Source organism: Dickeya sp. ws52 (assembly GCF_007210685.1).
Classification (GTDB): domain Bacteria; phylum Pseudomonadota; class Gammaproteobacteria; order Enterobacterales; family Enterobacteriaceae; genus Dickeya; species Dickeya chrysanthemi.
This window is the reverse complement of sequence record NZ_SZVX01000003.1, coordinates 40459-52060: the sequence shown is the minus strand read 5'-3', so window position 1 is coordinate 52060 and position 11602 is coordinate 40459. Positions and strand designations below refer to the sequence as shown.

Annotated in this window: 14 protein-coding genes and 1 pseudogene; 3 read left to right on the top strand and 12 right to left on the bottom strand. The window is 48.8% G+C overall.

The window, feature by feature from the left end:
- Nucleotides 1-28 precede the first annotated feature (28 nt).
- The 12 genes and pseudogenes from FDP13_RS03790 to FDP13_RS03730 all read right to left on the bottom strand — a co-directional run bounded on the left by FDP13_RS03790 (nt 29) and on the right by FDP13_RS03730 (nt 8372).
- Nucleotides 29-1180 (bottom strand): MBL fold metallo-hydrolase, encoded by a 1152-nt coding sequence (locus tag FDP13_RS03790; protein ID WP_143838698.1) that lies wholly within the window; start codon nt 1178-1180, stop codon nt 29-31.
- Nucleotides 1181-1295: 115 nt separating this feature from the next.
- Complete coding sequence (locus FDP13_RS03785) at nt 1296-2276, bottom strand: aldo/keto reductase (RefSeq protein ID WP_012769199.1); 981 nt, start codon at nt 2274-2276, stop codon at nt 1296-1298.
- Nucleotides 2277-2758: 482 nt separating this feature from the next.
- A pseudogene (locus tag FDP13_RS03780) lies at nt 2759-3567 on the bottom strand (hypothetical protein).
- Between the two features lie 326 nt (nt 3568-3893).
- Nucleotides 3894-4928 (bottom strand): tyrosine-type recombinase/integrase, encoded by a 1035-nt coding sequence (locus FDP13_RS03775; protein ID WP_143838696.1) that lies wholly within the window; start codon nt 4926-4928, stop codon nt 3894-3896.
- Complete coding sequence (locus tag FDP13_RS03770) at nt 4928-5152, bottom strand: DUF4224 domain-containing protein (protein ID WP_071783841.1); 225 nt, start codon at nt 5150-5152, stop codon at nt 4928-4930. Before FDP13_RS03770 ends, FDP13_RS03775 begins: the two co-directional genes overlap by 1 nt.
- The gene (locus FDP13_RS03765; RefSeq protein WP_143838694.1) at nt 5145-5390 is read right to left on the bottom strand and encodes a hypothetical protein; all 246 of its coding nucleotides are present in this window, start codon (nt 5388-5390) and stop codon (nt 5145-5147) included. Before FDP13_RS03765 ends, FDP13_RS03770 begins: the two co-directional genes overlap by 8 nt.
- 231 nt (nt 5391-5621) lie before the next feature.
- Nucleotides 5622-6044, bottom strand: coding sequence for a hypothetical protein (locus tag FDP13_RS03755; protein WP_143838691.1), 423 nt, complete (start codon nt 6042-6044; stop codon nt 5622-5624).
- Nucleotides 6045-6137: 93 nt separating this feature from the next.
- Nucleotides 6138-6422: a hypothetical protein gene (locus FDP13_RS03750; protein WP_370512546.1), complete on the bottom strand. Its 285-nt coding sequence runs from the start codon at nt 6420-6422 to the stop codon at nt 6138-6140.
- A gap of 9 nt (nt 6423-6431) precedes the next feature.
- On the bottom strand, nt 6432-6629 hold the full coding sequence (locus FDP13_RS03745; protein ID WP_143838689.1) for a hypothetical protein: 198 nt from the start codon (nt 6627-6629) through the stop codon (nt 6432-6434).
- Complete coding sequence (locus FDP13_RS03740; RefSeq protein WP_143838687.1) at nt 6610-7005, bottom strand: hypothetical protein; 396 nt, start codon at nt 7003-7005, stop codon at nt 6610-6612. The genes FDP13_RS03745 and FDP13_RS03740 overlap by 20 nt, the downstream gene beginning before the upstream one ends.
- Nucleotides 7006-7082: 77 nt before the next feature.
- Nucleotides 7083-7556 (bottom strand): hypothetical protein, encoded by a 474-nt coding sequence (locus tag FDP13_RS03735; RefSeq protein WP_143838686.1) that lies wholly within the window; start codon nt 7554-7556, stop codon nt 7083-7085.
- Nucleotides 7557-7946: 390 nt separating this feature from the next.
- Nucleotides 7947-8372, bottom strand: coding sequence for a helix-turn-helix transcriptional regulator (locus tag FDP13_RS03730; RefSeq protein WP_143838684.1), 426 nt, complete (start codon nt 8370-8372; stop codon nt 7947-7949).
- A gap of 69 nt (nt 8373-8441) precedes the next feature.
- Here FDP13_RS03730 and FDP13_RS03725 point away from each other — a divergent pair, with 69 nt between their 5' ends.
- From FDP13_RS03725 to FDP13_RS03715, 3 genes are read left to right on the top strand one after another with little or no spacing between them, the layout of a single operon-like run.
- Entirely contained in the window at nt 8442-8708 is a 267-nt protein-coding gene (locus tag FDP13_RS03725; protein WP_370512545.1) for a transcriptional regulator, read from the top strand.
- Nucleotides 8709-8714: 6 nt separating this feature from the next.
- Nucleotides 8715-9686, top strand: a complete 972-nt coding sequence (locus FDP13_RS03720) for a hypothetical protein (protein WP_143838681.1) — start codon at nt 8715-8717, stop codon at nt 9684-9686.
- Nucleotides 9686-11557 carry a toprim domain-containing protein gene (locus tag FDP13_RS03715; protein WP_143838679.1) on the top strand — a complete coding sequence of 624 codons (1872 nt, stop codon included), beginning with the start codon at nt 9686-9688 and terminating at the stop codon, nt 11555-11557. Before FDP13_RS03720 ends, FDP13_RS03715 begins: the two co-directional genes overlap by 1 nt.
- Nucleotides 11558-11602: the final 45 nt, after the last annotated feature.

Below are 11602 nucleotides of genomic sequence, written 5' to 3'. Positions count from 1 at the left end.
CGGCCTCTTTCTTATGATTACCTGCAGATTATTTCGCGGAAGGTTCCATATTCCACCACTGTTTCTCCGTAGCTGGTTTAAGGAACTCAACGCCTTCGCCAATTTCGGGTGTGGACAATGAAATGCCTTTTTCCCGGGATAACGACACAATGTTAATAAACGGCGCATCCCAGGAATGGAAGGCCAGGTCAAAGGTGGCGTTGTGAATGGGGAACAGCCATTTCCCTTTCAGGTCCTCAAAAGCCTGGACGGTATCTTCAGGGAGCATATGGATATCTCTCCAGCCCGGGTCGTAAGCACCGGCCTCCAGAAAGGCCATATCAAACGGCCCGTACGCATCGCCGATTTTCTTGAACCCGTCGAAATACCCTGAGTCACCGCCGAAAAAGAGCCTGAAATTATCAGACACCATGGCCCAGGACGTCCATAACCGTTTATTACCGTCGAACAATCCGCGGCCGGAGAAATGCTGTGCCGGTGTAGAGACAAACGTAATGCCATCAATCTCATGAGACTGCCACCAGTCGAGCTGAATGATTTTCTCTGCCGGGACGCCCCAGGAACGAAGTAAGTCACCCACCCCGAGAGGCGTTAGGAAAAAACGGGTTTTATCCTTGAGCTTCATAATAGCGTCGTAATCAAGGTGATCATAATGGTCGTGTGAGATGAGTACGCCTTCGATTTCAGGCAACTGCTCCAGGGTTATCGGTGTACCCTGGAACCGTTTAGGTCCGAGCCACTGCACAGGAGACGCTCTTTTGCTGAATACTGGGTCAGTTAACCAGTATTTATTCTTCATTTTCAGCAGTAAAGATGAGTGACCCAGGCGGAACACCGTGTTATCCGGGCTATTGAGCACGCGTTCTGTCGTGAGCTGCATGACCGGAAGTGGGTTTTCCGGCTCGGTATGAGGTGGTTTATTAAAGGTAAAATTCCACAGAACTTTGATATCTTCAAGGGTGCCCACTTTCTGTCTTGGATTGACATTCTTAAAGGCACCCTCATGGAATTGTGCTGAATCAGGGTATGCAGGGTTTTTTTCCACCCCAAAATTGCAAAACAACGCCACGGCTATCGCTCCTGTCAGGATGGCTACTTTTTTCTTGGTTAGCTTCTGTGAGAACCGGCGAGCGGGGGGAGAATTCCTGCTCTCTGCCGGTCCGGATGTGGTTTTTTTCATGACGTAATGGCCTGTCAAAAGACGATTGCATTGATACCGGATATCGATCCGTATCGTGTATGGTTGTTTCGTTTAAGGAGATGGCAGACCCCCAGTGAGTCTGCATCGTTAAGGATTAAAAATAGGTGGGTAAGCGCGGGCTGTAGGCCTGTTCAAGCTTGATGATTTCATCCGCTGAAAGTTGGACATCAAGTGCCGCAACAGCGTCTTCAAGATGTTTTGATTGGGTGGCCCCAATTATGGGGGAGGTGACGCCCGGTTTACTCAGCAACCACGCCATGGCAATGGTTGCCATCGACACGTGGTGCTCTGCTGCAATGGATTCAACCGCGTCGACAGTCGCTTTATCGCTGGCTAGATACAGTGGTCGGCCCTGCTGATCGGTTGCCGGGTTTTCCTGAGCGCGTGTGGAACTGCTGGCTCCCCATGGACGAGCAACCAGACCTGCGGCCAGAGGACTCCAGGGCAGGGAGGCGATGCCCTGATCGCTGAGCAGGCCAAACATTTCCCGTTCTTCTTCACGCTGAACCAGGTTGTACTGGTGCTGCATGGAGACAAATTTCGTCCAGTGATGACGTTCGGCCACATACTGCATCTTAGAGAACTGCCATGCCCACATTGAGCTAGCCCCAAGGTAACGGACTTTTCCAGCCTTAACGATATCATGGAGTGCTTCCATGGTCTCTTCGACGGACGTCAAGGGGTCGAAACGGTGGATTTGATACAAGTCGATGTAATCTGTGTCCAGACGCTTCAGAGAGGCATCAACCTGTTCCATAATTGCTTTACGGGACAGCCCTCCGCCTCCCGGCCCCTGGTGCATCGGGAAGTACAATTTTGTCGCCAGTACAATGTCATCACGACGCGTATATTTTTTAATGGCGCGGCCAATAATTTCTTCTGAAGAACCCAATCCATACACATTGGCGGTGTCCCAGAAGTTGATACCCAAATCGAGCGCCTGTTTAATCAGTGGCTCAGATTCTGACTCCTCCAATGTCCATGTGCCCTGAAGGGCTGGTTTACCGAAGCTCATGCAGCCCAGAGCCAAACGGCTTACCTGGAGGCCCGTATTACCCAGTCTGATCTTTTTCATATATATCCCAGTTGATTATGATTTTTTATCGCTCTATGTCTCCGATGAGAAGAAGAAAATCAGAGACGCTGACAATCCGTGTATAGTGAACCGTCATTAAAAGCGTGAGTGCTCACTCATTATATGAACCGGCAATGAAAAAACAACCCTTTTACGTTAAAGATGCACAAGACAGACGTATCTGGAGTGAAGGATTAAAACTATGGCTGATGGCGTGGAATGTTTTTACTGCACAAGGCCGATAGAGCATATAGCAGTGGGACGATGGGGTTGTCAGCAATATTGAAGGCTTGTTGCTAAAGAGAACCGATTTGCACTACATCGATATCTATCGCGATATCCCCACCACTGTGCGAGTACTGCACTGGTCAATTTACTTATTTCAATCATATCCATTGTTATTATAAATCAATGTGTTATTTTTTTAACAAAGCAGACCTCATAAATCTTAAGTCTGCCTCATCACACGAACCTTTATCTTGTTATTCAATCCCTGCAAGCGATAGTTGTTGTCGGTCTTGTCGATTACGCCAGGCATAAGGAGGCGTATATTTTATCTTGCATGAGTCGAGATAATCCAACCATCACTGCATCATCGCTTTACGGGCATCAAGGTATTCCGCTTTATGGATGTAAGCGGCTCTAACGCTGTTGCGCTCCTGATTGCTCATCTGGCGCTCAACCGCATTGACCACCGGCCGGATTCCATCAGGGCACTACAGACCATTGCCCGAAATCCGTGGCTGCAGATTTCATCTTTTGTGTCATAACCCATCAGACGTAAGGCCTTGTTGACCGTGTTTTCGCACCACGCCCTGAATAGCGGACACCGGGGATAGACTCGCGGGTGGCAGGAATGGTCCAGATTTTGTTTCTGAAATCGATCTCAGACCAACGGGCGAAACGCAGTTCCGCTGGAACGGATGAACAGGTGCAAGGTGAGTGATACGGCCAGGCGGGTTAATTCTCGTGCTTGCTTGTAGCCCTCAATCCGAGTCAAGAGTTCCGGTAGTTGCTCCAACTGAAGGGCAGGGTAGTGGCGTTTAACGGGAGAAGTGATGATACCGTCAAGATTCGCCGCCGGATTGTTTTCAATCAGCTCTTGATGTACGGCATGACGCATGATGTTGCACATATGCTGTCGGGTTCGTGACGCTACTTCGAGCAAACCTTTTTTCTCAATCCCTTTCAGCAGGTCGATGACTAACAGGTACAGACCGTGAGAATCGGAAACTTTGAAGGGTTTTGCGGATGGTTTTACGTTGCGGATTTTTGAGTCGTTAAGAGACATGTGGGGGTCACTCCGTCATCGAACCAACTTGACCCCAAATCTGACCACCCAATTCTCCCGATGCGCAGCGAAAACTGAAAAGGCATCGGCACGCTATCACACGGAATAAAAAGCAAAAAGCAGATGCCTTTCGATATCTGCTTTTTTGAATTTGGCTCCTCTGACTGGACTCGAACCAGTGACATACGGATTAACAGTCTGATAGATATTTTAATAAATTCAATGATATAAATGATGTTTTCAGAATATGGCTGTATAAATCTACAATTTAAAAATCATAGGGTTAGCTGATTTTATGGCTGAATATTCCGAATGTTTTATTCATCCTAACCTGGGTTTTTATTCACTTTATTCTGACCATCGACAGCGGGCACGACTTTGATTTTACGGTCATATGTGGCCGTTTGCCTGATGTTCTTGTGTCCCGAAATCTGCTGTTTCTCCTGAAGCGTCCCTTCCAGATCGCTAATGCCTTTGGCTTTTAAATCGTGGAATGTGAAATCGAAATTCAGATCGGGATAATTTTTCACGGCTTCTTCTTTTGCTTTCCGCCAGTGGTTGGCGAACCCGGCTGCTGTATATCTGCCGCCGCTCGACTGGTGAAGGATAAATGTGCTGACTACTCCCGGCCCTGTGCCAAGCTCGTGCGACATCGCCACCGCCGCCCGTAGGCGTGGTGACCAGGCTTTAATCTGCTTTACGCCAGTCTTTCCCTGACGGATATAAATCCCTTCATCCAAAAGCTGATCGCGGCGCAGGGCCAGCACATCGCCCTGACGCGCGCAGCAGAGATAAGAAATCTCCATCGCCACCCTGACCAGCAAATCAGCCGACGCATAAATCGCTTTGTATTCCTTGTCGGTAATGTAGCGATCGCGGGGTGTTTCAGTGTACTGACGCACTCCGTGGCAGGGATTAATCTTCACAATGCCCCGCTCGTATGCCCACCGGAAAACCCTCGACATAAACGCTTTTTCACGGTTAGCCTGGACGGTGCTTTTCAGGCCGCGCTTGTCCATGTATTTCCGGATGTGCTGGGGCTGGATATCGGAAGGCGACATGCGCCCGAACGGCTTCACTACTTTCCGGGCGTAGCCGCGGTAATCTGACCTTGTGCGCTTGCCCAGGGCGTTGAAGTCCGCTGATGTAAAGAACCGATCAACCAGTGAGGCAAAATCATGTTGTTCTTTGCTGTCTTTTAGCAGGCGCTCGTATGCTGCCCATATCTCTGACATTGGCGCATCAAAAGCACACAACCGAATAGTGCCGCCGCCGGCCGGCTTAAACTCGAAAGCGGATCGCCCGCGCGACACGCGGGGTGGCAGATCGTTATCTGCTGGATTTTTACGTGGACGAGCCATTATTCCATCGCCCCCCAGTCAGGTTCGCTTGTTGCGGGCGGCGTTGCCCGATGCTTAAGCGGATTATTGAAATGTGCCCAGGTTGTACTGGGGCGCCCGTCTCGTCGGGTTATAAAAAATATACCGGCGTCGCGCAATGCCTCGCACTGCCTGGACGGAATTTTATACCCGGTCAGCCTTTCGATATCGGCATCCGGAATGATGTCGGTTTCTGGATTAGACACTGCTACCTCCCGCGTCTTTTTTACAGCTCTCGCTACAAACCATCCGACCGGCACGCGTTAACACGTAGTGCTCCCAGGTCATCAGCCCGAACCATGATTGCTGGCTCTCCATTCGGTGCTCCAGCAGACCGTCACTTACCAGTTTTGCAGCCAGCTTTGATTTTGACTGGAAGCTGGCGCCGCGGATCTCGCAGGCAAACACCTTTTCCAGCATCGCCAGCTCTTTTTTGTTGGGCATCACTTCCGATCCTTCTTCCCGTTATAGGCTTCGTGACTCATCAGCTGCCAGTTGCGTCCATTGTCGCGGGACAGGAGCCGCCAGCGCCGGTTAACGCGCAGGCTGAGGTGCCCCGTTCTATGGATGCGGCAGGCGAAAACCCGGTGTTTCCGGTACCGGCTTAATGTCATCACTGCTTGCGTGCATACCCATTCCGGTGCGCGAATGACTGTAATGACCATCCTCTGGCGATCACTCATCATCAATAATACCTCCCACCAGCTTACGGAAGGCTGCCGGGCCAAGCTCCTGCACCATGTCACCGAATTGATCCAGCAGGCAACCCAACCATTGGATACCCTCACGAGTCAGCGCAGGGTCACGGCCGAGAGAGGCTTGAAACCCATCAGAATCCCGCATTTCTTCATTGTTGTTGAGCATACGCATGTACCAGTTGAAACGCCTTTCCACTGAATAACCAGCCTCCTCTAGGTGCGAGTCAACAAGCCCTTGGGGTCCTGACAGACTGAGTTCGATATCACCGTAAGCGTGTCGGTATATAGTTCGCCGGTGCATGGCAACCTGATGAAGCAGGAATGCATGGCAAACCCAGTCGAGCGCCAACTGATGCCGCTCATCCGGTGTGCCAGTGCCAGCAATGTTTGGCGCTTTCATCGTGTCGATCCCCGTGCTGTTGCCTTGTGTGCGCGTATTAGCGTCGGCGATCTGCCGGCGATGCAAGACCTCATCAGAAATAATCTTGAGCGATTATGCTGCATGATTAACATCGCTCTCTTGTGCTGGTGCTAGAACGGTATATCCAGCCCGCCGTGCCAGTTCCAGAAAAACCCCCATCCTACCCACATGCTCATCATCAAGTAGAGGGGCATCGCTGGTGACTCTGCCATTCTCCACATACACCAGCACGCGCCCGGTAAAGTTGGGTGATACGCTTAGCTTGGCGCTAATAGATGCATTGCTGATGATGGTATTTAGTTCTTCTTTGGTTATGTCTGCGAAGTGATTATTCACATTGCCATGATGAATGTTCATACTCGAGCCTCAGTTTTTGCGGTTAGTGGTGATCTGTTCGTTCTCGGCCGCGTCTATTGCTTCCGGAACTCCGTCAAGCAAAAACATAATTGCGCCAACCATGTTTGCTTCCTCTTGACTTTGCCTACCCAGAGTTTCAAGCCATACACCGAGAACGGCTTTTGCCGACTCTACTCGGCACTTCGCATCAAGAAGCTGCATGTGCATAGGAATTCACCTCCATCACGTTGGTACCGTTATTTTCGATGGCATCGGTGACTGCGGCCAAAACCATTTCGCTCATCACCTCAATACCCAGCGGCGATAATTTGCTGCTGTCTTTGTTTTGCATGTTTGCGTACAGCGTTTTTACCCTGTTACAAGCGCCGTCAATTCCAAATTCAGAAATGCCAGCGGTTTCGATATATTTCACCATGCAGGCTTTAATATTTTCTTCTGAAACTTCAACGGTGGTCTTACCACCACTTTCGAGCTTAATAATTGCCACGTTGCTACCATAGTGAATCTTGCAAAAACTGATATATAACCGGGCTACGCGCTCACGTTCTTTTTTTATCTGGCTCGATGGAATACTATTGTCCATAACGCTCTCCATTTTTAGGGTAAAGGGAACCCCCGGCGCTGGCGCCGTAATTAAATTTGATTATTTGGCTGTGTTAATTAATACGGTCTGGTTTTCATTAATGCATAATATTCTTTTTCTGATTCTTTTTTCTGAGCTAATAGCTTTCCGTGTTGCTCACCCCAGGCGTCAAATTTTTTCAGCCAGCGTTCTTCGGCCTTTTGTTGCAGTATTTTACGAGATAGCAAGCGGCGAATCCGGCGTTCGCAGCGTGAGTGGGCTAACCAGTATCGCTCGGTAAGAGGTCCGCGGCGTTCAGCTAAAACCCCTTCAACGTATACCCGTTGAATAGGTTCGTGTGTCGGAATATGGGCCTTGTCAAATACACCTGTTACCATGAAGTGAGCCAGGTTATTTATCGCAGCGCTTCGGCTAAGAAATCGGCGTGACCGACCGTGACGTGAGACAATAAATACTGGCCGATCAATTACCTGAAATGCTTTGTTTATACCGATGTTGTCGATAATTACTTTTTCACCAATATTATCGTGTTTTTTCTTTTCTGGATTCATATTGTTAATCCTATAAGTTGCGCCATAAATTGACTCCACTCTTTTAAGTGCTTCACTTTAGGTGGCATGTGTCACGCCTCTTATCCAATCATTAACGCAAGTGATTTTTGAGTTCCTAAATTGATATCCTTCACGACGGCGATTAAACTCCCGAATTCTTGATTGCCTATTTTTCATTCAGCAAGGATGCAGCAATAGGCAGAAGCAAGCCAAGCTGTTTCACTTGGGGGTATTCCTCATTCCTTAACGGTGTTCATTGATCATCCTTTCTTACCTTGCTGTGTAACAGATGATGTAAATCTACAATCATAAATTGTATATTTCAATAATAAAGTTACAAAAAAATCCAGATCTTGAGATCTGGATTTTAAATTATTGATTGTTATTGTTTTATTTTTTTAGATGTCTTTCGATAAAGTCATTGATTTCATTTAGCCGCAATTGAAAAAGTTCTAACATCCGTTTTCTTTCTGAGCCTGGCAAATCCCTATATATATGAATTAACTGTCTTTCTTCATCTGTAAGTGCAACGGTTTTTTGGTCATCCGTTACCGAAGAGGTTGCTCTGCTTTCTTGGTGCGCAGGGCTTTCACTACCATTTTCAAGTGGCATAAGAAACCAGTGCTCTGGTTTTCCTGTTACTGATGAAAGCTTCTCCATCATGCCCTGTCTTGGAGAACTTATGCCGTTACACCAGCGCTGAACAGCTTGAGGTGTGATACCCATACGTCGAGCCAGCTCGGACTGACTGATCCCAAGATCTCTGAGTGCGCTATTAAGGCGAGAGGAGAAAGTACTTAGCTGCGAATTTTTCATGACTTTTATTGTATCCCATCCATTGAAAACATAAATACAATAGATTATTGTAGATTTATTGTATCTACAATGGATTTGATTATGTCTGTTGATATCAAGCGGCTCGTAATGTCCATCGCCAGTCAAAGTGAGATAGCCAGAATCCTAAACTGCAGACAGCAGACGGTTAGTTTGTGGCTTAACGGAAAGGTTCCTGATGGCCGAGTCATCCAGCTTGCTCGCGCTATTGGTTGGCGTGTCACCCCTCACCAACTCCGTCCAGATATTTACCCTGGTGAACTGGATGGAATACCTAATGATATTCGAGTCAATTTTAACTCAATCGCTGGGGAGTAACGGCATATGGCGCGCATCCGAACTATTAAGCCTGAGTTCTTCTTGCATGACGAACTATTTGAACTGGAACGGGAGACTGGATTACCGGTTCGGTTGGCTTTCATTGGACTGTGGACTCAGTGCGATCGTGAAGGCCGGTTCAAATGGCGCCCGTTACGCCTTAAGGCTGCAGTGCTTCCTTATGATGATGTCGATATGTCACGCGTACTTCACGCGTTAAATACGCGTGGTTTTCTCGTGAAATACAGGTGCGGCACGGATGAATATGGCGTGATTCCTTCGTTCAAAAACCATCAGGTCATTAACAATAAGGAGTCAAAAACTGAACTTCCGAGCCTTTCTGACGGTGAAATCATCAATCCCGCAATTGGCGCGGGTTCTGACGCGAAACTCACGCGTGAATATCGCGTAGATGACGCGAACCAAGGGGAAGGAAAGGAAGGAAGGGAAAAGGAAAGGAAGGAATTAAACACTTTGTCCGATTCGAATCGGACAGCTGAATCCGAACCCGATAGACCGCCTGCACAGAAAAAAAACGGATCGGCATCCGTTGACGGCAATCAGGATTCAGAATTTGCTGGTGCTGGTGGTAATCCCGATACAGTTGAAACGGCTTTTGAAGAAATTTTCTGGGGGGCTGGACTTCGCAAGGACGCCAAAACCAAGGCTAAGGCTGCATTCCGCACGAAATATCGCGAGTGGAAAAAAACTACCCATGGCACACCGGAAGAGTTCGCACAGATGCTGGCGAGCGATATTCGTTTGAGGCTGCAGGCGTTTGTATTTGGGTTCGACAGGTTGCTACCGACGTCGTACTTGAACGGCGAGCGTTGGAACGACGAAAAACCATCCACACAAGGGCAGGGTGACGCGCCAGCAGGTGGGATTAAACCGTTCGTGTACAACGATCCAGAATCGGCAGAGGTGTTTATCGATTACGATGCTATGCGTAGCGCTATGGCTGGGAGTGTTCGCTGATGACGCCTGCTGAACTGTCAGAAAAATTATGGGATAGCGTTGACCGGGTCGTGAAATACCTGCTTCCGAATGGCAAAAAATCGGGTAACGAATGGTGCGTGGGTAGTGTTGGCGGTGAAGCTGGCCAAAGCCTGAAAGTAAATCTTGCTGGCGATCGGAAATGGGCGGACTTTGCCAGTGGCGACGGCGGTGATCTGCTGGATTTGTGGGTATTGGTGCGTAACTGCCAACTTCATGATGCTATGCGCGAGGCAAAAGAATTTCTCGGATTAAAAGATGATGATCGCCATTTTGAGGCGAAGAAAAAAACCTTTTCTCGCCCGAAAAAACAGGGGGTCAAGAAAGCATCTCAGTGTTACGGCTATCTGGCGTCGCGGGGCATTACGAGGGAGACGGCAGATAAATTTCGAATCAGTGATGCGGTGGTATGGTTCGCCGACGAAAAACGGGAATTACCCGCCATTGCGTTCCCATACCTGCGTAATGACGAATTGCTACAAATCAAGCGGATCAGTACCGAACGGCCAAATGGAAAAAAGGTAATCATGGCAGAAGCTGACTGTGAGCCGTGCCTGTTTGGTTGGCAGGTTATGCCCCACAACATGCGTATCGTTGTTCTCTGTGAAGGGGAGATAGATTGCATGACCTATTACCAATACGGGCTTCCGGCGCTTTCTGTCCCGTTCGGCGGCGGCAAGGGTGCTAAACAGCAGTGGATCGAATACGAATATCACAATCTCGACCGGTTTGATGAAATCTGGCTCAGTCTGGATAACGACGATGTAGGGCTGGAGGCGGCTAAAGAGATTGCTCGTCGCCTGGGTGAGCATCGTTGCCGTCTGGTGGAACTGCCGCACAAAGATATCAATGAATGTTTGCAGTCTGGGATGACTTCGGATGAGGTCATTGGCGTTCTGGAGAGAGCGAAATATTTCGATCCGGACGAGCTTTGCTCCGCTGGCGATCTGCTGCAGGAAACCATCGACGCCTTCGAGCATCGTGATGTTGGGTTGTTCACCAGCCCGTGGGATTCGCTAAACCATAATTTTAAATTCCGTTCATCGGAATTGACGTTGGTTAACGGGGTTAACGGGCACGGTAAAACCGAACTGGTCGGCCATATCGCCGTTGATGCCATGAGCCAGGGGGTAAAAACGTGCATTGCTTCTCTGGAATTGAAGCCCGGGAAAATGCTGGCTCGTCTGACTCGACAGACAATTTGCACCGCTTCACCACCAAGAGTGGAAATAATTCAAACGAACGAGTGGTTTTCTGATCGGCTGTGGGTGTTCAAATTGACCGGGACAGCAAAAGCCAATCGGCTCCTTGAGATTTTTGCTTACGCCCGCCGCCGCTACGGTATTGAGCTTTTTGTTATCGATAACCTGGCTAAATGTGGGCTGGATGAAGAGGATTACTCAGGCCAGAAACATTTCATCGACACCCTGTTTGATTTCAAAAATGAGAATAACTGTCACGTTATTCTGGTAACCCACGCTCGCAAAACTGACGAGAGCACACCAACAGGCAAGATGGATGTGAAGGGTACTGGGGCGCTCACTGATATGCCAGATAACGTTATGTCTGTTTGGCGCAATATTCCGCGAGAGATGGCGCAGCGGAAAGCGGATAAGTCGGGGTTTGAGTCGTTAAGCGACAAAGAGAAGCTGGCCCTTAATACGCCCCCCGCGCTTATACGGTTGCTTAAACAGCGGGAAGGCGAGGGATGGATAGGTGACGTAGGGGCCACATTCGATAAGCGTTCACATCAATTTCTTGAAGGAAGCAAGGCGGCGTTTAACTATCTGGTCGGGAAACCACAGAGTGAAATCGATCTGGAGTGGGAGTCAAGCAATGTAACCAGAGCGTGAAAGTAATGGTATAAATCAAATCCCCCGCAACACCTGAATATCAAT